14 protein-coding genes are annotated in these 19,509 nt (G+C 62.7%); 9 read left to right on the top strand and 5 right to left on the bottom strand.

What is annotated here, in order from left to right:
- The first annotated feature begins 4 nt into the window (after positions 1–4).
- The 9 genes from murD (at position 5) to lpxC (ending at position 10,501) form a co-directional block, all read left to right on the top strand.
- Positions 5–1,351 carry a UDP-N-acetylmuramoyl-L-alanine--D-glutamate ligase gene (gene murD, locus KI235_RS24695; RefSeq protein ID WP_003205348.1) on the top strand — a complete coding sequence of 449 codons (1,347 nt, stop codon included), beginning with the start codon at positions 5–7 and terminating at the stop codon, positions 1,349–1,351.
- 2 nt (positions 1,352–1,353) lie between these two features.
- On the top strand, positions 1,354–2,565 hold the full coding sequence (gene ftsW / locus KI235_RS24690; protein WP_172681419.1) for a putative lipid II flippase FtsW: 1,212 nt from the start codon (positions 1,354–1,356) through the stop codon (positions 2,563–2,565).
- Positions 2,555–3,625, top strand: a complete 1,071-nt coding sequence (gene murG, locus KI235_RS24685) for an undecaprenyldiphospho-muramoylpentapeptide beta-N-acetylglucosaminyltransferase (RefSeq protein ID WP_003205346.1) — start codon at positions 2,555–2,557, stop codon at positions 3,623–3,625. Before ftsW ends, murG begins: the two co-directional genes overlap by 11 nt.
- Entirely contained in the window at positions 3,618–5,078 is a 1,461-nt protein-coding gene (gene murC, locus KI235_RS24680; RefSeq protein ID WP_003205345.1) for a UDP-N-acetylmuramate--L-alanine ligase, read from the top strand. The genes murG and murC overlap by 8 nt, the downstream gene beginning before the upstream one ends.
- A complete protein-coding gene (locus tag KI235_RS24675; RefSeq protein ID WP_003205344.1) occupies positions 5,075–6,040 on the top strand; it encodes a D-alanine--D-alanine ligase in 966 nt (321 codons plus the stop codon). Before murC ends, KI235_RS24675 begins: the two co-directional genes overlap by 4 nt.
- A 3-nt stretch (positions 6,041–6,043) precedes the next feature.
- Entirely contained in the window at positions 6,044–6,910 is an 867-nt protein-coding gene (locus KI235_RS24670; protein WP_013694173.1) for a cell division protein FtsQ/DivIB, read from the top strand.
- A 15-nt stretch (positions 6,911–6,925) separates the two neighbouring features.
- On the top strand, positions 6,926–8,185 hold the full coding sequence (gene ftsA / locus KI235_RS24665) for a cell division protein FtsA (RefSeq protein WP_003205342.1): 1,260 nt from the start codon (positions 6,926–6,928) through the stop codon (positions 8,183–8,185).
- A gap of 98 nt (positions 8,186–8,283) precedes the next feature.
- A complete protein-coding gene (gene ftsZ, locus KI235_RS24660; protein ID WP_003205341.1) occupies positions 8,284–9,477 on the top strand; it encodes a cell division protein FtsZ in 1,194 nt (397 codons plus the stop codon).
- A 112-nt stretch (positions 9,478–9,589) separates the two neighbouring features.
- The gene (gene lpxC, locus KI235_RS24655) at positions 9,590–10,501 is read left to right on the top strand and encodes a UDP-3-O-acyl-N-acetylglucosamine deacetylase (protein WP_003178240.1); all 912 of its coding nucleotides are present in this window, start codon (positions 9,590–9,592) and stop codon (positions 10,499–10,501) included.
- Between the two features lie 767 nt (positions 10,502–11,268).
- On the opposite strand, the gene KI235_RS24650 is transcribed toward lpxC, so the two are convergent.
- The 5 genes from KI235_RS24650 to KI235_RS24630 form a co-directional block, all read right to left on the bottom strand.
- The gene (locus KI235_RS24650) at positions 11,269–12,765 is read right to left on the bottom strand and encodes a sensor domain-containing diguanylate cyclase (RefSeq protein ID WP_003205340.1); all 1,497 of its coding nucleotides are present in this window, start codon (positions 12,763–12,765) and stop codon (positions 11,269–11,271) included.
- Positions 12,766–12,996: 231 nt separating this feature from the next.
- Positions 12,997–14,364 (bottom strand): heavy metal sensor histidine kinase, encoded by a 1,368-nt coding sequence (locus tag KI235_RS24645; protein ID WP_003205339.1) that lies wholly within the window; start codon positions 14,362–14,364, stop codon positions 12,997–12,999.
- Complete coding sequence (locus tag KI235_RS24640; protein ID WP_003205338.1) at positions 14,351–15,034, bottom strand: heavy metal response regulator transcription factor; 684 nt, start codon at positions 15,032–15,034, stop codon at positions 14,351–14,353. The genes KI235_RS24645 and KI235_RS24640 overlap by 14 nt, the downstream gene beginning before the upstream one ends.
- Before the next feature lie 9 nt (positions 15,035–15,043).
- Positions 15,044–18,160 carry a multidrug efflux RND transporter permease subunit gene (locus tag KI235_RS24635; RefSeq protein WP_003205337.1) on the bottom strand — a complete coding sequence of 1,039 codons (3,117 nt, stop codon included), beginning with the start codon at positions 18,158–18,160 and terminating at the stop codon, positions 15,044–15,046.
- Positions 18,157–19,314 carry an efflux RND transporter periplasmic adaptor subunit gene (locus KI235_RS24630; RefSeq protein WP_003205336.1) on the bottom strand — a complete coding sequence of 386 codons (1,158 nt, stop codon included), beginning with the start codon at positions 19,312–19,314 and terminating at the stop codon, positions 18,157–18,159. Before KI235_RS24630 ends, KI235_RS24635 begins: the two co-directional genes overlap by 4 nt.
- Between the last annotated feature and the right edge of the window lie 195 nt (positions 19,315–19,509).

Genomic DNA, 19,509 nt, shown 5'->3' with positions numbered 1-19,509 from the left:
ACGAGTGTCCCTGATCGCTTCTGACCACTTCCGCATCGTTGTCGGCCTCGGCAAGAGCGGCATGTCCCTGGTTCGCTTCCTGGCGAACCGGGGCGTGTCGTTTGCCGTCGCCGATACGCGGGAAAATCCACCTGAGCTGGCCACGCTGCGCCGTGACTATCCGCAGGTGGACGTGCGTTGTGGCGAGCTGGACGTCGAATTCCTGTGCCGCGCCGACGAGCTCTACGTGAGCCCCGGGCTGGCCCTGGCGACTCCGGCCCTGCAGGCGGCCGCTGCCCGTGGCGTGAAATTGTCCGGCGACATCGAGCTGTTCGCGCGTAACGCCAAGGCGCCGATCATCGCCATCAGCGGTTCCAATGCCAAGAGCACCGTCACCACCCTGGTGGGCGAGATGGCCGCGGCGGCCGGCAAGCGCGTCGCCGTGGGCGGCAACCTTGGTACCCCGGCACTGGACCTGCTCAGTGACGACGTCGAGCTGTACGTGATGGAGCTGTCGAGCTTCCAGCTGGAAACCACCGACCACCTGGGCGCCGAAGTGGCGACCGTGCTCAACGTCAGCGAAGACCACATGGACCGCTACAGCGGCCTGCCGGCTTATCACCTGGCCAAGCACCGGATCTTCCGTGGTGCCCGGCAAGTGGTGTTCAACCGCCAGGACGCCCTGACTCGTCCGTTGTTGGGCGAAGGCATGCCCTGCTGGTCCTTCGGCCTGGGCGTGCCGGACTTCAAAGGCTTCGGGCTGCGCGAAGAGAATGGCGAGAAATACCTGGCCTTCGAATTCCAGAACCTGATGCCGGTGCGCGAACTGAAGATTCGTGGTGCCCATAACCAGGCCAATGCCCTGGCCGCGTTGGCCCTGGGCCATGCGGTCGGCCTGCCGTTCGACGCCATGCTTTCGGCCCTGCGCACTTTCGCGGGTCTTGAGCACCGCTGCCAGTGGGTGCGCGACCTGGACGGCGTGGCCTGGTACAACGACTCCAAGGCCACCAATGTCGGTGCCGCACTGGCGGCCATCGAAGGGCTGGGCGCGGACATCGAAGGCAAGCTCGTGCTGATCGCCGGCGGCGACGGCAAGGGCGCCGACTTCAAGGACCTGCGCGACCCGGTGGCGGCCAACTGCCGTGCCGTGGTGCTGATGGGCCGTGACCGCGAATTGATCGCCCAGGCCCTCGGCGACGCCGTGCCGCTGGTTCGGGTCGGTTCGCTGGACGAGGCGGTGCAGCAATGCCGCGCTCTCGCGCACCCGGGCGATGCGGTGCTGTTGTCACCGGCCTGCGCCAGTTTCGACATGTTCAAGAACTATGAAGAGCGTGGGCAGTTGTTCGCCCGGGCCGCGGAGGACTTGGCATGAGCCTGATGAATATCATCAAGCCGTACCCGTCGCCGCTGATCACCGGGCGCGGCATCGACCTGGATTTCCCGATGCTCGCCGGTTGCCTGGCCTTGCTGGGCCTTGGCCTGGTGATGATCACCTCCGCGTCGTCGGAAGTGGCCGCCGTGCAGTCGGGCAACACGCTTTACCACATGATCCGCCACTTGGTTTACCTGGTGATCGGCCTGGGCGCGTGCATCGTCACCATGATGGTACCGATCGCCACCTGGCAGCGCCTGGGCTGGATGATGCTGCTCGGTGCCTTCGGCCTGTTGGTGATGGTGCTGGTGCCGGGCATTGGCCGCGAGGTCAACGGCTCCATGCGCTGGATCGGCTTCAGTTTCTTCAACGTGCAGCCTTCGGAAATCGCCAAGGTCTTCGTGGTGATTTTTCTCGCCGGTTACCTGGTGCGTCGCCAGAAAGAAGTGCGCGAGAGCTGGATGGGCTTTTTCAAGCCGTTCATCGTGCTGCTGCCGATGGCGGGCCTGCTGCTGATGGAGCCGGACTTCGGCGCCACGGTGGTGATGATGGGCGCGGCGGCGGCGATGCTGTTCCTGGGTGGCGTCGGGCTGTTCCGTTTCATCCTGATGGTGGCATTGGCAGTGGCGGCCGTGACCGTGTTGGTCCAGGCGCAGCCTTATCGGATGGCACGTTTGATCACTTTCACCGACCCGTGGGCCGACCAGTTCGGTTCCGGCTATCAATTGACCCAGGCGCTGATCGCCTTCGGTCGCGGCGAATGGCTGGGCGTAGGCCTGGGCAACAGCGTGCAGAAGCAGTTCTACCTGCCGGAAGCCCACACCGACTTCGTGTTCTCGGTATTGGCCGAAGAGCTGGGCGTGGTGGGGTCCTTGTGCACCGTGGCCTTGTTCGTATTCGTCTGCGTGCGCGGCATGTACATCGGCTTGTGGGCCGAGAAGGCCAAGCAGTTTTTTGCCGCCTACGTGGCGTATGGCTTGTCGTTCCTGTGGATCGGCCAGTTCCTGATCAACATCGGCGTGAACGTCGGCCTGTTGCCGACCAAGGGCCTGACGCTGCCGTTCCTCAGTTATGGCGGCAGCTCCCTGGTGATCTGCTGTGCCTGTCTCGGCCTGTTGCTGCGCATCGAATGGGAGAGTCGAACCCACCTGGGCAGCGAAGAGATGGAATTCCAGGAGAGCGACTTCGCCGAGGAGCCGACTCATGGGCGCTAACGTGCTGATCATGGCGGGCGGTACCGGCGGGCACGTGTTCCCGGCGCTGGCCTGTGCCCGGGAGTTCCAGGCGCGCGGCTACACCGTGCACTGGCTGGGCACGCCACGGGGCATCGAGAACGAACTGGTGCCAGCTGCTGGTCTTGAGCTGCACCGGATCGACGCCAGCGGCCTGCGGGGCAAGGGCAAGTTGTCGTTGCTCAAGGCGCCGCTGATGCTGCTCAAGTCGGTCTGGCAGGCGCGGGCGATCATCCGTCGGTTGCGCCCGGTGTGCGTGGTGGGGTTTGGCGGTTATGTGACCGGTCCCGGCGGTGTTGCGGCGAAATTGGCCGGTGTGCCGGTGATCGTTCACGAGCAGAACGCCGTGGCCGGTACCGCCAATCGGTTACTGGTGCCGTTGGCCGCCCGGGTCTGTGAAGCCTTTCCCGACACCTTTACCCTGTCGGGCAGCCGCCGCACCACCGGTAATCCGGTGCGTACCGAGCTGTTTTTCGATACACCGCGCCCGGCCCTGGCTGGACGCAAGGCGCGTTTGCTGGTCCTGGGCGGAAGCCTGGGGGCCGAACCGTTGAACAAATTGCTGCCCGAAGCCCTGTCGCAGATCGCCCCCGAACTGCGCCCGGAAGTGTTTCACCAGGCCGGCAAAAACCACGATGAAGTGACCGCCGAGCGCTACCGCGCCGCTGGCGTCGAGGCGCAAGTGCAGCCTTTCATCAAAGACATGGCCCAAGCCTATGGCTGGGCCGACCTGGTGGTCTGCCGCGCAGGCGCGCTGACCATCAGTGAACTGGCTGCCGCCGGTCTGCCTTCGATGCTGGTGCCTTTGCCCCACGCCATCGACGATCACCAGACCCGTAATGCCGATTATTTGGCCCGTGAAGGCGCTGCCTTCCTGATGCCGCAAAGAACGACTGGCGCCGCGGATCTTGCCGCCCGCCTGACAGAGGTTTTGATGCAGCCGCAACGACTTGAAGACATGGCCCGCGCCGCCCGCCGCCTGGCCAAACCCGATGCCACGACCCAAGTGGTCGATACCTGCCTGGAGGTGGCCCATGGTTGAGAATCGCAAAGCCATGCCGCAACCGGAAATGCGCCGTATCCGCCGCATCCACTTCGTCGGTATCGGCGGCGTGGGCATGTGCGGGATCGCCGAGGTGCTGCTGAACCTGGGTTACCAGGTCTCGGGTTCCGACCTGAAGGCCTCCCCGGTCACCGAGCGCCTGGAATCCTTCGGCGCGCAGATCTTTATCGGCCACCGTGCCGAGAACGCCGCCAATGCCGACGTGCTGGTGGTTTCCAGTGCCGTGAACACCTCCAACCCGGAAGTCGCCACCGCCCTGGAGCGCCGTATCCCCGTGGTACCACGGGCCGAGATGCTGGCCGAGCTGATGCGCTATCGCCACGGTATCGCCGTCGCCGGTACCCACGGCAAGACCACCACCACCAGCCTGATCGCCTCGGTGTTCGCGGCCGGTGGCCTGGACCCGACTTTCGTGATCGGCGGTCGCCTGAACGCCGCGGGCACCAATGCCCAACTGGGCACCAGCCGCTACCTGATCGCCGAAGCCGACGAGAGCGATGCGAGTTTCCTGCACCTGCAACCGCTGGTGGCGGTGGTCACCAACATCGACGCCGACCACATGGCGACCTACGACGGCGACTTCAACAAACTGAAGAAAACCTTTGTCGAGTTCCTGCACAACCTGCCGTTCTACGGTTTGGCGGTGGTGTGCCTGGACGACCCAGTGGTGCGCGAAATCCTGCCGCTGATCAAGCGTCCGACCATGACCTACGGTTTCGGCGAAGAAGCCGACGTGCGCGCCATCAACGTGCGCCAGCAAGGCATGCAGACGTTCTTCACCGTGCTGCGCCCTGATCGCGAGCCATTGGATGTGTCGGTGAACATGCCCGGCAACCACAACGTGCTCAACGCCTTGGCCACCATTTGCATCGCCACCGACGAAGGCGTCAGTGATGAAGCCATCGTCCAGGGCCTGTCCGGGTTCCAGGGCGTGGGCCGACGTTTCCAGGTCTACGGCGAACTGCCGGTGGACGGCGGCAACGTGATGCTGGTGGACGACTACGGCCACCACCCGACCGAAGTCGCGGCGGTAATCAAGGCCGTGCGCGGTGGCTGGCCGGAACGCCGCCTGGTGATGGTCTACCAGCCACACCGCTACAGCCGCACCCGCGACCTGTATGACGATTTCGTCCAGGTGCTGGCCGACGCCAACGTGTTGCTGTTGATGGAAGTCTACCCGGCCGGTGAAGAGCCGATCCCGGGGGCCGACAGCCGCCAGCTGTGCCACAGCATTCGCCAGCGCGGCCAGTTGGACCCGATCTACATCGAACGCGGCGTGGACCTCGCGCCGCTGGTCAAGCCGCTGCTGCGCGCCGGCGACATCCTGCTGTGCCAGGGTGCCGGTGACATTGGGGGCCTGGCTCCGAAACTGTTGAACAGTCCGTTATTCGCCGGGGCAATCGTGGCTTCCAGCGAGGGGAAACTGAAATGACTGCTGCCTACGCCAACCTGGTCTCGACCCTTGATCCGAAAGCCTTCGGCCGCGTTGCCGTGCTGTTCGGCGGCAAGAGCGCCGAGCGCGAGGTGTCCCTCAAGTCCGGCAATGCCGTGCTGCAAGCCCTGCAAAGCGCCGGTGTCGACGCATTCGGCATCGACGTGGGCGACGACTTCCTGCAGCGCCTGCTGAGCGAAAAGATCGACCGCGCATTCATCATCCTTCATGGTCGCGGTGGTGAAGACGGCAGCATGCAAGGTCTGCTCGAATGCCTGGGCATTCCCTACACCGGCAGCGGCATCCTGGCTTCCGCCCTGGCGATGGACAAGCTGCGCACCAAGCAGGTCTGGCACAGTCTCGGCATTCCGACGCCGCGTCACGCCGTGCTGGCATCCGAGGCCGATTGTATTTCGGCGGCCACGGAACTGGGCTTCCCTTTGATCGTCAAACCGGCCCATGAAGGTTCAAGTATCGGCATGGCGAAAGTGAATTCGCTGCCTGAGTTGACCGCGGCATGGAAAGACGCCAGTTCCTACGATTCGCAAGTGTTGGTCGAACAATGGATCACCGGTCCCGAGTTCACCATCGCCACCCTGCGTGACCAGGTATTGCCTCCGATTGCGCTGGGCACGCCCCACACGTTCTATGACTACGACGCCAAGTACGTCGCCAACGATACCCAGTACCGCATTCCCTGCGGGCTGGACGCCGCCAAGGAAAAAGAACTGATGGACCTCACGGCCAAGGCCTGTGAGGCGCTGGGTATCGCCGGTTGGGGCAGGGCAGACGTGATGCAGGACGCCGATGGGCAGTTCTGGTTCCTGGAAGTCAACACCGCGCCTGGCATGACCGACCACAGCCTGGTGCCAATGGCGGCGCGCGCCGCCGGTCTGGATTTCCAGCAACTGGTGGTGTCGATCCTGGCCGCCAGTGTCGGCCATCAAGAGCCAAGAGGTTAAGCCATGCAAGGCGCATCGCTTCGTCATCAGCCATCCGCACCCGGTCGCAAGCCGGTGCCGCGGGGTGCCAGCCGAATGGTGGCCAAAGAGCCGATGTCGGCGCGCTTGCCGAAAGCCAATTTTGGCTTTCTCAAGAGCCTGTTCTGGCCGGTGCTGCTGGTGGCGTTGGGGTTCGGTACGTATGAAGGCGCGCAACGGTTGCTGCCTTATGCCGACCGGCCGATCGCCCGGATCAACGTCCAGGGCGACCTGAGCTACATCAGCCAGCAGGCCGTGCAGCAGCGGATCGCTCCGTTCGTCGCGTCGAGTTTCTTCACCATCGACCTGGCGGGCATGCGCAAGGAACTGGAGCAGATGCCTTGGATCGCCCACGCCGAAGTCCGCCGGGTGTGGCCTGACCAGGTGTCGATCCGCCTGGAAGAGCAATTGCCGGTGGCCCGTTGGGGCGACGAGTCGTTGTTGAACAACCAGGGCCAGGCGTTTACGCCGCGGGAACTGGCCAACTATGAACATTTGCCACAACTGTTCGGCCCACAGCGGGCCCAGCAGCAAGTGATGCAGCAATACCAGGTGTTGAGCCAGATGTTGCGGCCATTGGGCTTCTCCATCGCGCGCCTGGAATTGCGTGAGCGCGGCAGTTGGTTCCTGACCACTGGCGCGGGTAGCTCGGGGCCGGGCATCGAGCTGTTGCTCGGTCGCGGCAACCTGGTGGAAAAGATGCGCCGCTTCATCGCCATCTATGACAAGACGCTTAAAGAACAGATTACGAACATTGCGCGCATCGATCTGCGCTACGCCAACGGCCTGGCTGTTGGCTGGCGGGAACCTGTAGCGCCCACGACGGCCGTACCCGCCGTCGCGAAGAATTAAGAAGAGGCAGGACCCATGGCAAACGTGCAAAGCGGGAAAATGATCGTCGGTCTCGATATCGGCACTTCCAAGGTGGTGGCGCTGGTAGGCGAAGTCGCGGACGACGGCACGCTGGTCATCGTCGGGATCGGTACACACCCGTCCCGTGGCTTGAAAAAAGGCGTGGTGGTGAACATCGAGTCCACCGTGCAATCGATCCAGCGCGCCATCGAAGAGGCGCAGCTGATGGCCGGTTGCCGGATCCACTCGGCGTTCGTCGGCGTGGCGGGCAATCACATCCGCAGCCTGAACTCCCACGGTATCGTGGCCATTCGTGATCGCGAAGTCAGCTCCGCCGACCTTGAGCGCGTGCTCGACGCGGCCCAGGCCGTGGCGATCCCGGCCGACCAGCGTGTGCTGCACACCCTGCCGCAAGATTACGTGATCGATAACCAGGAGGGCGTGCGTGAGCCCCTGGGCATGTCCGGCGTGCGCCTGGAAGCCAAGGTCCACGTGGTGACCTGTGCGGTGAATGCTGCGCAGAACATCGAGAAATGCGTGCGCCGCTGCGGCCTGGAAATCGACGACATCATCCTCGAGCAACTGGCCTCGGCCTACTCGGTGCTGACCGACGACGAGAAAGAGCTGGGCGTGTGCCTGGTGGACATCGGCGGCGGCACCACCGACATCGCGATCTTCACCGAAGGCGCCATTCGCCACACGGCGGTGATCCCGATTGCCGGTGACCAGGTGACCAACGACATCGCCATGGCGTTGCGCACCCCGACCCAGTACGCCGAGGAAATCAAGATCCGTTACGCCTGTGCCCTGGCGAAGCTGGCCGGTGCCGGCGAAACCATCAAGGTGCCAAGCGTTGGCGACCGTCCACCGCGCGAGCTGTCGCGCCAGGCCTTGGCCGAGGTGGTCGAGCCGCGTTACGACGAGCTGTTCACGCTGATCCAGGCCGAACTGCGTCGCAGTGGCTACGAAGACCTGATCCCGGCCGGCATCGTGCTGACCGGCGGTACGTCGAAGATGGAAGGCGCGGTCGAGCTGGCCGAAGAGATTTTCCACATGCCGGTGCGCCTGGGCGTGCCCCATGGCGTCAAGGGCCTGGATGACGTGGTCCGCAACCCGATCTATTCCACCGGCGTGGGCCTGTTGATGTACGGCCTGCAGAAGCAGTCCGACGGGATTTCGTTCTCAGGCATCGGCAGCCGCGACAGCTACAGCAGCGACGAGCCGAAGGCTCCGCTGTTCGAGCGGCTCCAGGCTTGGGTCAAAGGCAACTTTTAAACAGTTTCAAAGCTTCACGCGGCAGGTTTCAGGCTTGGCGCTGGAAGACGCAGCAAACGCAGTAGGCGAAAAAACTAGAGAATGAAAGGAGAGGGAAAATGTTCGAACTCGTAGACAACATCCCCGCTAGCCCGGTTATCAAAGTAATCGGTGTCGGCGGTGGCGGCGGCAACGCTGTCAACCACATGGTCAAGAGCAACATTGAAGGCGTTGAATTCATCTGCGCCAACACTGATGCCCAAGCGCTGAAATCCATCGGCGCGCGGACCATCCTGCAATTGGGCACTGGCGTGACCAAAGGCCTGGGCGCCGGCGCCAACCCGGAAGTCGGTCGTCAGGCCGCTCTTGAAGACCGTGAGCGCATCGCAGAAGTCCTGCAAGGCACCAACATGGTGTTCATCACCACGGGCATGGGCGGCGGCACCGGTACTGGTGCGGCGCCGATCATCGCCGAAGTGGCCAAGGAAATGGGGATCCTCACCGTTGCGGTGGTGACTCGTCCGTTCCCTTTCGAAGGCCGCAAGCGTATGCAGATCGCCGACGAAGGTATCCGTCTGCTGTCTGAAAGCGTCGACTCGTTGATCACCATTCCCAACGAGAAGCTGCTGACCATCCTGGGTAAAGACGCAAGCCTGCTGTCGGCTTTCGCCAAGGCTGACGACGTGCTGGCCGGTGCCGTTCGCGGTATCTCCGACATCATCAAGCGTCCAGGCATGATCAACGTCGACTTTGCCGACGTACGGACTGTCATGAGCGAAATGGGCATGGCGATGATGGGCACTGGCTGCGCCAGCGGTCCGAACCGTGCACGCGAGGCCACCGAAGCGGCCATCCGCAACCCGTTGCTCGAAGACGTGAACCTGCAAGGTGCACGCGGCATCCTGGTGAACATCACCGCCGGTCCTGACCTGTCCCTGGGTGAGTACTCCGACGTGGGTAGCATCATCGAAGCCTTCGCTTCCGAGCACGCGATGGTCAAGGTCGGTACCGTTATCGATCCGGACATGCGCGACGAGTTGCACGTTACCGTAGTTGCCACCGGTCTGGGCGCGAAAATCGAGAAGCCTGTGAAGGTCATCGACAACACCGTTCACACCTCCATGGCTTCGCAACCGCAACAACAAGTGGCTTCGCGTCAGGAAGCGCCTGCGGTGAACTACCGTGACCTGGACCGTCCGACCGTCATGCGCAACCAGGCCCAGGCCGGTACAGCGACTGCCGCGAAGATGAATCCGCAAGACGATCTGGATTACCTGGACATCCCGGCTTTCCTGCGTCGTCAGGCCGATTGATGAAATGTATCAGGGGGATACGGGTGATTGGTGTTCAGCAAAGGTCTGGTCTGCTATCATCGCCAGCCTTTGTTGATACCAGTTCGCAATTTGCGCTGAAGCGGCCCATGCCATGATTAAACAACGCACCCTGAAGAATATTATCCGTGCCACAGGTGTCGGCTTGCACTCCGGCGAGAAGGTCTACCTGACCCTCAAGCCCGCGCCTATCGATACCGGCATTGTGTTTTGTCGTGCCGACCTCGACCCTGTGGTGCAGATTCCTGCTCGCGCGGAAAACGTTGGTGAAACCACTATGTCGACCACTCTGGTCAACGGTGACACCAAAGTGGATACGGTGGAGCATTTGCTCTCGGCCATGGCTGGCCTGGGCATCGATAACGCCTACGTCGAGCTCTCCGCGTCCGAAGTCCCGATCATGGATGGCAGTGCCGGACCCTTCGTATTCCTGATTCAATCGGCAGGCCTGGAAGAGCAGGATGCCGCCAAGAAGTTCATCCGCATCCTGCGGGAAGTGACAGTGGAAGACGGCGACAAGCGCGCCACTTTCGTCCCTTTCGAAGGTTTCAAGGTGAGCTTCGAGATCGATTTCGATCACCCGGTTTTCCGTGACCGCACCCAGAGTGCAAGCGTGGATTTTTCCAGCACTTCGTTCGTAAAAGAAGTCAGCCGCGCCCGTACCTTTGGTTTCATGAGTGACATCGAGTACCTGCGCAAGCACAACCTCGCACTCGGCGGCAGTGTTGAAAACGCGATCGTGGTCGATTCCGATGGTGTATTGAACGAAGACGGCCTTCGCTATGAAGACGAATTCGTCAAACACAAGATTCTCGATGCAATCGGCGACCTCTACCTGCTGGGCAATAGCCTGATTGGTGAGTTCAAGGGCTTCAAGTCCGGCCATGCACTGAACAACCAGCTGCTGCGCAAGTTGATTGAGCAGAAAGATGCTTGGGAAGTCGTGACGTTCGAAGACGCCAGCACCGCACCAATCTCCTACATGCGCCCTGTTGCGGCCGTGTAGGCAAAAAAACCTCTCTAGTTTTTGAAGGCTGCCTTTGGGTGGCCTTTTTTTATGGGCGCTTTCTTGGTGTTTATATCCGTTATTTCGGTAACGGCGGCTTATGGTTCCGCCCTTACGGCGGGTCACTTTTGGAAGAGCCGGGAGCCGGACCAGCCAAAAGTAACCAAAAGCGCTTTGCCCCACCACTCGGCACCTCGCCTAGGCTCGGCACCTCGCCTAGGCTCGGCACCTCGCCTAGGCTCGGTGTGCCCGAACGAAGGCATTGCTCCGTGGGTCCGTGTGGTTAACGGGGCGCCCGAGATCAACGTCCACCACGAGGCGGCCTAACAGCCGACCTGGCTCTCCTGGTCGTACACCTGTCAGATCTGTGGGAGCAAAGCTTGCTCGCGATGAGGCCGGCAAGCCCAGCATCCATGTGACTGAACCACCGCCATCGCGAGCAGGCTCGCTCCCACAGGGGAAACGCGCTCCCCATCAAGAACCAGGTCGGCTGTTAGGCCGCCTCGCGGTGGACGTTGATCTCGGGCGCCCCGTTAGCCGCGCTGGGCCATGGATGGCCCTTCGCGGCGGCCCACGGAGCAATGCCTTCGTTCAGGCATGCCGAGCCTAAGCGAGGCACCAAGTGGTGGGGCATGAGCGTTTTGCTTACTTTTGACTGGGCCGGCTTCCGGGCTTCTCAAAAGTGAGCCGCTGCAAGAGCGGAACCGCCAGTGGCCGTTACCGCAGCAACGGATATACACACTAAGTGAACAGCCACAGGGAAAGCGTCACATCGCGCAAACCACACGATTTCGCCCACTGGACTTGGCCTGGTACAGCGCCTTGTCCGCCGCGAACAACAGTTGTTGGAGCTCGCCATACGGCCCGTTTACCCAAGTGGCGATGCCGATACTGACCGTCATCGGCGCTTCCCCCTCGGCCACAGGCAGCAACTGTTCAACTGCTTCGCGAATGTTCTGGGCCATGGTGAACGCGCCAGCGGTGGTGGTCTCGGGCAGCACAACCGAGAACTCTTCACCACCGTAGCGCGCTGCCAGGTCGGCAGGGCGACGGACATGCTTGCTGATCAACTGCGCCAAGGTTCGCAAGGCCTCATCACCCCGTTGATGGCCATGACGGTCGTTGAATGCCTTGAAGTGATCGGCATCGATCATCAGCACAGACAACGGTTGCCCCGAACGTTGGGCACGCAGCCATTCCTGTTGCAACGTCTCGTCCAGTGTTCGTCGGTTGGCCAGTCCTGTAAGGGAGTCGACGGATGCCAGTTGAGCCAATTCCCGTTCAGCTCTGTAGCGGCGTCGCAATTCGCGGCGCAGCAGCCAGGTGAGCCAGAGCAAACCGATGCAGAGTGCGCCAGTGGCGCCACTGACCAGCAATGCCGTGCGTTGCCATGACGCGAACACCTCTTGAGAGGAGAGCGCCACCACGACGATCAATGGCAGGTTGCCCACCTGGGAAAAAGTGTACAGGCGCGGCTTCTGATCCTGGCCGGAAATGCTGGTGAAGCTCCCATTGCCTTCGCGCAGGATTCGCATGAAATTCGGTCGGTGACTGAAGTCCTTGCCTGTCAGGTCTTCGGCCAAGGGGGGCTCTTGTGCCAGGAGGATACCGTCGCGGCTGACCAGGTTGACCGTGCCGCCATGACCAATGTTCAGGCTCTTGAACAATTGGTTGAAGTAGCTAAGGCGCATCGCAGCCTCGGCCACGCCCATGAACTCACCCCGTTCATCGCTCAATCGATAGCTGAAACTGATGCGCCATTCATGCCCATGACTTCTGGAGTGGAACGGGCGGCTGATCATCATGCCCGGGTTCGGATCTTGGATATGGGACTGGAAATACTCCCGATCGGCATAGTTGCCTATACGTGGCGTGATCGAGGCGGAGTCAGCGATCACATCGCCGCGTTTGTCCAGCAGCAGGATGTCGCCTTTGTAGGGGGCGGCGGTGGCGCGGTCGAATAGCGCCAGATGGCGAATCGCCGGCGAAACGTCTTTCAGGTCTTCGCGTTTGGCGGCCGAGACCAAACCTTGCAGCGACAGATCGTAGAGCTCCACGTTACGCAGCACGTCGGCGTCAATCAGTTGCACGATATTGTTCGCCGCACGTGTTGCTGCCTGTTGTGCGGCGGCATGTTCGCGAATCAGCAGGAAAGTCACGATGCTCAGGATGGCAATGACAACCAGCGAACTGGCCAGTACGAGTACCCGTTCTGAACGTATCGAAGGCGGGGTGTTGCCGGGTGTCGCACTGCGCGCGCTCATGGGTCCGATGTCTGCATTGTGATGTGGCTGGGATCCGTCCCAAAGGATTGCAAACCGGCAATGAACCAGATGCTGGCCTTTTGCTGATTGTGCTTGGATCGGTGAGGGCGGGCAATCAGTGTTTGCGCAATAAATGGGTAGGAGCTGCCGAAGGCTGCGGTCTGTCGATTCTGATCGAGTTGGCTTTCGCCCAGCATTCAATGCTGGAAAAGATCGAACCTTGTGGAGGCCTCAGGCTGGCAAGCGGATCCCGAATGTGTTGGCACCCTGGTCACTGCGCACGAATACGTCCCCGCCATGCATCAGTGCGATGGCCTTGACGATGGCCAGACCCAGCCCATGGTTGGCGCCACTGTTGCTGCGCGAGGCATCGACGCGATAGAAGCGTTCGAACAGGCGCGGCAGGTGCTCGCCGGCAATCGGTTCGCCGGGGTTGGTGACCGCGAGGGTGATCTGGTCGCCAAGGGCTTCGATGTGCACGTCGATCACTTGCCCGGGCGCGGTGTGCTGTACGGCGTTGCTCAGCAGGTTGATCAGTGCCCGACGCAGATGGGCGATCTCGATGTTGGCCTGGGCATCGCCGCTGACCCGGACCTGGACCTGGGCGTCTTCGAGAATGAAGTCCAGGTAGTCGAGGGTGGTGGCCACTTCGCCGGCCAGGGAGGTGCTGGTCAGTTTGGTGGCCTTGCTGCCTTGGTCGGCGCTGGCCAGGAACAGCATGTCGTTGATGATCGAGCGCAGCCGCTCCAACTCTTCGAGATTCGATTGCAGTACTTCGAAGTAGTGTTCGGCCGAGCGCCCACGGGTCAGTGCTACCTGGGTCTGGCCGATCAGGTTGGTCAGGGGCGAGCGTAATTCATGGGCGACGTCGGCGTTGAACGATTCCAGCCGCGAGTAAGCCTGTTCGACCCGGTCGAGGGTGGCGTTGAAGGAACTGACGAACTGACTCAGCTCCGGCGGCAAGGGCGATAGCTGCAAGCGCCCGGACAGGCGGGGCGGGGCCAGGCGCCGGGCTTCATCGGACAGCTTTATCAGCGGCTTGAGGCCGATGCGTGCGACCCAGTAGCCCAGCAACGAAGCCAGGAACACACCGACAATCGCCAGGCTCACCAGTGCCACCAGCAGGCGATGCTGGGTCTGGTAGAAGGTCTCGGTGTCGATGCCGATCATGAAGCGCAGCGGCGGGCGCTGGTCCTTGGCCGGGAATTGGCTCACCAGCACTTTCATCGGGTAGTGTCGTTGGGGCAAGGTCAGGTCGCGCTTACCCAGGGCGCCTTGGGCAAAGGCACGGATCTGCGCATCGGGATTGCCGTATTCAAAGCGCGGATCGTCGCTGACGATCCAGAAATGGATGCGCTTGTCTTCTTCTCCGAGCAATCGCAGCTTGTTGTTGATCTTCACCCAGTGTTCAGGCGTGCCGTAGCGGCCAACGGTGGACTCCAGGACACTGTAGCGGGCATCGAGCTCGGCTTCGGGCAACAGGCCCAGGCCCTTGGCGACCTGCTGGTATAAAGCGCCCCCGATCAACAGGAACACCAGTGCCGCCACCAGCGTGAACATGCCGCTCAAGCGCAGGGCGATGCTGTCAGGGACGGTCATCGCTGCGACTCTCCAGCACATAACCCATGCCGCGAATGGTGTGCAGCAACTTCTGTTCGAACGGCCCATCGAGCTTGGCTCGCAAGCGTTTGATCGCCACTTCCACCACGTTGGCGTCACTGTCGAAGTTGATGTCCCAGACCATTTCGGCAATGGCGGTTTTCGAGAGGATTTCGCCCTGGCGGCGGGCCAGGACACTGAGCAGGGAGAACTCCTTGGCCGTCAGGTCCAGGCGCTGGCCGGCCCGTGTGGCCTTGCGGCTGATCAGGTCGATCCACAGGTCGGCGATGCTCACCTGCACCGGTTCATGGCCGCCGCTGCGACGAGTCAGGGCTTGCAGGCGGGCCACCAGTTCGAGGAAGGAGAAGGGCTTGCCCAGGTAGTCATCGGCGCCGTCGCGCAAGCCCTTGATGCGGTCCTCGACCCGTTCCCGGGCGGTAAGCATGATCACCGGTGTCTGCTTGCGGGCGCGCAGGGCTCGCAGTACGCCGAAGCCGTCCAGGCCCGGTAGCATTACGTCGAGCACGATCACCGCGTAGTCGGTTTCCAGGGCCAGGTGCAGCCCCTCGATGCCGTCCGGCGCCACGTCCACGGTGTAACCCTGTTCGCTCAGGCCGCGGTGCAGATAGTCCGCGGTTTTTTCTTCGTCTTCGATAATCAGAACGCGCATGGCCCTGCCTCAGTGGTCTGTGCTCGCCAGCGCCGCCGTCGGCGCCGACCCTGGCTGATGGGCGGGTCGATGGAACAGTCGCTCCAGCCACAAGTATATGACCGGTGTGGTGAACAGCGTCAGCGCCTGGCTCACCAGCAGGCCGCCCACCACCGCGATGCCCAGGGGTTGGCGCAGCTCCGCGCCGGGACCATAGCCGAGCATCAGCGGCAAGGCGCCGAGCAGGGCGGCCAGGGTGGTCATCATGATCGGCCGGAAGCGTGTCAGGCACGCCTGGAAAATCGCCTCCTGGGGCACCATGCCTTTGTTGCGCTGGGCGTCGAGGGCGAAGTCGATCATCAGGATGCCGTTCTTCTTGACGATCCCGATCAGCAGCACCAGCCCGATCAGCGCCATGATCGAAAAGTCCTGGCCCAGCAGCCAGAGCATGATCAGCGCACCGAGGCCGGCCGAGGGCAGGGTAGAGATGATCGTCAACGGGTGCACGAAACTCTCGTAGAGCACGCCGAGGATGATGTACACAGCCACCAGCGCGGCGAGAATCAGCCATGGCTGGCTGGCCAGGGAGCTCTGGAAGGCCTGGGCCGCGCCCTGGAAGTTGCCGGTAATGGCGGCGGGCATGCCGATCTCGTTCTTCGCCTGGTCGAGCAGGCGCACCGCGTCCCCCAGGGCCACGCCGGGCGCCAGGTTGAATGACAGGTTGGCGGCCGGGAACATGCCATCGTGGGCAATCGACAGCGGGCCGTTGCTCGGCGCATCGAAGCGGGCCAGGGCCGAGAGCGGTACCATTTCCCCACTCAGTGGCGAACGCAGGTAGAAATACGCCAGGCTTTCTGCCTTGCCGCGTTGCTGGGTGTCGAGCTCCAGGATCACGTTGTACTGGTTGGTCTCGGTCTGGAATTCATTGATCTGCCGTTGGCCGAAGGCGTCGTACAGGGCCTGGTCGACATCGGTGGCGGTGAGGCCGAAGCGCGCCGCCGCGCTGCGGTCGATGTTGATGTGGGTGATGCTGCCGCCCAGTTGCAGGTCGTTGGAGATGTCACGGAACGCCGGGTTGCCACGCAGCTTGTCGGTGAGTTTTTGTGTCCAGGCGTTGAGGCTCGGCCCGTCGTTGCTCTTGAGCACGTATTGATATTGGGCGCGGCTGGGGCCGGAGCTGAGGTTGATGTCCTGGCCGGCCCTGAGGTACAGCACCACGCCGGGGATTTTCAGCAATTGCGGGCGGATCCGGTCGATGAAGCCGCTGGCCGACACGTCACGCTCGCCCCGGGGCTTGAGGGCGATCCAGAAGCGGCCGTTGGCGATGGTCTGGTTGTTGCCCGAGACACCGACGGAGTGGGAGAAGGTCTGCACCGCCGGGTCGGCGGCGACGATGTCGGCCAGGGCCTTGTGCTTGGCGACCATGTCCGGGAACGACACATCGGCGGCGGCTTCGCTGGTGCCCAGCACCAGGCCGGTGTCCTGTACCGGGAAGAACCCCTTGGGAATGAACACGTAGCCCACCACCGCCAGCGCCAGGGTCAGGCCGAACACGCCGATCATCAGTTTTTGATGGGCCAGGGCCCGACGCAGGCCGTGCTCGTACCAGCCCAGCAGACGCTCGCCGAATCCCATCTTGCTGTGGGCATGATGTACCGGGGCGCGCATGAACAGCGCGGCCAGGGTCGGCGCCAAGGTGAGCGACACCACCACCGAAATCAGGATGGTCGAGGTGGCGGTCAGGGCAAACTCCTTGAACAGGCGCCCGACCACGCCGCCCATGAACAGCAGTGGGATGAACGCCGCCACCAGCGAGAAGCTGATGGAGACCACGGTGAAGCCGATCTCACCAGCCCCCTTGATCGCCGCTTCGCGCATGCCGTCACCGGCCTCCAGGTGCCGGTGGATGTTCTCCACCACCACAATCGCATCGTCCACCACGAACCCCACCGAGATGACGATCGCCACCAGGGTCAGGTTGTTCAGGCTGAACCCCATCACGTACATCAGGGCGAAACTGGCGGTCAGCGACACCCCCAGCACCGCCGAGACAATCAGGGTCGCCGAGAGCTGACGCAGGAACAGCGCCATCACCGCGACCACCAGCAGCACCGCGATCAGCAAGGTGATCTCCACCTCATGCAACGAGGCGCGGATGGTCTGGGTGCGGTCGATCAGGACCTTGACCTGCACGGCGGCGGGCAACATGGCTTGCAGGGTGGGCAGGGCCGCCTGGATGCGGTCGACGGTCTCGACGATGTTCGCTCCCGGTTGCCGGAAGATCACCAGGTTGACCCCTGGTTCGCTGTCGGACCAGGCCTGGACGTAGGCGTTTTCCGAGCCGTTGACGACCTTGGCGATGTCCTTGAGGTGAACCGGTGCGCCGTCCTTGTAGGACACGATCAGCTCACCGTACTCCTCAGGCTGGAACAGCTGGTCGTTGGTGGACAGGGTGGAAATGCTCGAAGCGCCGTACAGGGCGCCCTTGGCCAGGTTGAGGCTGGCCTGCTGGAGCGCCAGGCGGATGTCCGCCAGGGTCAGGCCGATGGCGGCGAGCCGGTCGGCCGAGGCCTGGACCCGGATCGCCGGACGCTGTTGGCCGGAGATATAGATTTGTCCTACGCCGTCGATCTGGCTGATCTGACGCGAGAGCAGGGTTTCGACGTAGTCGCTCAGCTCGGTGCCGGGCATCAGGGAGGAGCTGATGCTGAGGATCAACACCGGGCTGTCGGCGGGATTGACCTTGCGCCAGGTCGGCAGGTTCGGCATGTCGTTGGGCAGTTTGCCGGCGGCGGTGTTGATCGCCGCCTGCACTTCCTGGGCGGCGGTGTCGATGCTTTTATCGAGGCTGAATTGCAGGATCAGGTTGGTCGAGCCCAGGGCACTGCTGGAGGTCATCTGGGTGATGCCGGGAATGGCACTGAATTGCACTTCCAGCGGCGTCGCCACTGACGAGGCCATGGTTTCGGGACTGGCCCCAGGCAACTGCGCGTTAACCTGGATGGTTGGGAATTCGGCCTCTGGCAACGGCGCGACGGGCAGGCGAGGAAACGCGATCACGCCCAGCAGTACCAGGGCAAACGTAAGCAGCACCGTGGCGATGGGGTGGTCGATGCACCACGCCGAAACCGAGCCGCGGCCCTTCACGGTTGCGGCTCCGTGGTCTTGGCCAGGGCGGGCGGATCACTGAGCACCTGGATGTGGCTGCCTGGCTTGAGCCGTGACTGACCGTCGCTCACCAGTTGATCGCCAGCGTTCACCCCCTTGATGATGTGCATGTCGCTGTCCTGGTAAACCATGACCACCGGCACGCTCTCGACCTTGTCGCCCTTGATCCGGTACACGAAGTGTTGCTCCAGCCCACGCTGGACGACGGTGGGAGGCACCACCAGGGCGTCCTTGTCGAGGGCGGTCTGGATCTTCAGCGTCACCAGTTGCCCGGGCCACAGCCGTTGCGCGGCGTTGTTGAATTCAGCCTTGGCCCGCAGGGTTCCGGTGTTGGCGTTGATCTGGTTGTCGATGAGGCTCAGGCGCCCCTCGCCGAGCAGTTCCCCGGTGGCGCCGTCGGCACCGATATAGGCCTTGACCAAGGCTTGCTCGGGCGCCGCGATCAAGCGTTGCAAGGTGGGTAGCATTTGCTGGGGCAGGGAGAACTCCACGGCGATCGGGTCGATCTGGGTCACCGTGAACAGGCCTTCGGTGTCGCTGGTGCGCAGGAAGTTGCCTTCATCTACATTGCGAATGCCGACGCGACCGCTCACCGGGGAGCGGATCTGGGTGTAGGACAGTTGCACCTGCGCCGAGTCGATGGCCGCCTGGTTACCCTGGGCGGTGGCCTTGAGCTGGTTGACCAGCGCCTGTTGCTGGTCGTAGGTCTGCTTCGAGACGCCGTCATCGACGCTCAGCAATTTGTAGCGCTTGAGATTGACCTGGGCCACCGCCAGCTGCGCCTGGCTCTCGCCGAGCTGGGCCCGGGCCTGGTCGAGGCTGGCGCGGATCGAACGATCGTCGATGGTCGCCAGCAGGTCACCTTTCTTGACCAGTTGCCCCTCCTTGACCAGCAGCCGGGTGAGAATGCCGTCGATCTGCGGCCGGATCACCACGCTGTGCAACGACAGGACCGTACCGATGCCGCTGGCAAAGCGCGGCACATCCTTTTGCACCACGCTGACAACCCGCACCGGAACGGCGGCGGGAGCGCTGGGCTTGGCGGTCACGGGCTTGAGCACAAACCAGAGGGCGAGGGCCGCCAGGGCAGCCAACAACACGACGAGCAGGACGGTTTTCTTCTGGGTGTGCATGGATATGAAGGGCCGGTTCGGGACACAGGAGTTTGAGCTTTCTTATATAGCGTTACGAGCCGGTCAGGAAGGTGACGGCTAACTGACAGGCTTGTCAGTTTTGTCCTGGCTTGCTGTCGGATGAATGGTTGTGCCAGATGAAACTGCCCTGCGCGCTGTGATATCGGGCAGGTATACTGCCGCCTTTCGCGGCTC

It is taken from the genome of Pseudomonas sp. St386, assembly GCF_018325865.1.
Lineage (GTDB): Bacteria > Pseudomonadota > Gammaproteobacteria > Pseudomonadales > Pseudomonadaceae > Aquipseudomonas > Aquipseudomonas brassicacearum.
Note: the sequence above shows the minus strand (reverse complement) of the source record. Positions and strands in the feature narration are given on the sequence as shown.

What these genes read in the sequence shown, in the direction of transcription:
- murG (WP_003205346.1), top strand. Translation starts at nt 2,555, where the DNA reads ATGGGCGCTAACGTGCTGATCATGGCGGGCGGTACCGGCGGGCACGTG.
- murC (WP_003205345.1), top strand. Translation starts at nt 3,618, where the DNA reads ATGGTTGAGAATCGCAAAGCCATGCCGCAACCGGAAATGCGCCGTATC.
- KI235_RS24675 (WP_003205344.1), top strand. Translation starts at nt 5,075, where the DNA reads ATGACTGCTGCCTACGCCAACCTGGTCTCGACCCTTGATCCGAAAGCC.
- KI235_RS24670 (WP_013694173.1), top strand. Translation starts at nt 6,044, where the DNA reads ATGCAAGGCGCATCGCTTCGTCATCAGCCATCCGCACCCGGTCGCAAG.
- ftsA (WP_003205342.1), top strand. Translation starts at nt 6,926, where the DNA reads ATGGCAAACGTGCAAAGCGGGAAAATGATCGTCGGTCTCGATATCGGC.
- ftsZ (WP_003205341.1), top strand. Translation starts at nt 8,284, where the DNA reads ATGTTCGAACTCGTAGACAACATCCCCGCTAGCCCGGTTATCAAAGTA.
- lpxC (WP_003178240.1), top strand. Translation starts at nt 9,590, where the DNA reads ATGATTAAACAACGCACCCTGAAGAATATTATCCGTGCCACAGGTGTC.
- KI235_RS24650 (WP_003205340.1), bottom strand. Translation starts at nt 12,765, where the DNA reads ATGAGCGCGCGCAGTGCGACACCCGGCAACACCCCGCCTTCGATACGT.
- KI235_RS24645 (WP_003205339.1), bottom strand. Translation starts at nt 14,364, where the DNA reads ATGACCGTCCCTGACAGCATCGCCCTGCGCTTGAGCGGCATGTTCACG.
- KI235_RS24640 (WP_003205338.1), bottom strand. Translation starts at nt 15,034, where the DNA reads ATGCGCGTTCTGATTATCGAAGACGAAGAAAAAACCGCGGACTATCTG.
- KI235_RS24630 (WP_003205336.1), bottom strand. Translation starts at nt 19,314, where the DNA reads ATGCACACCCAGAAGAAAACCGTCCTGCTCGTCGTGTTGTTGGCTGCC.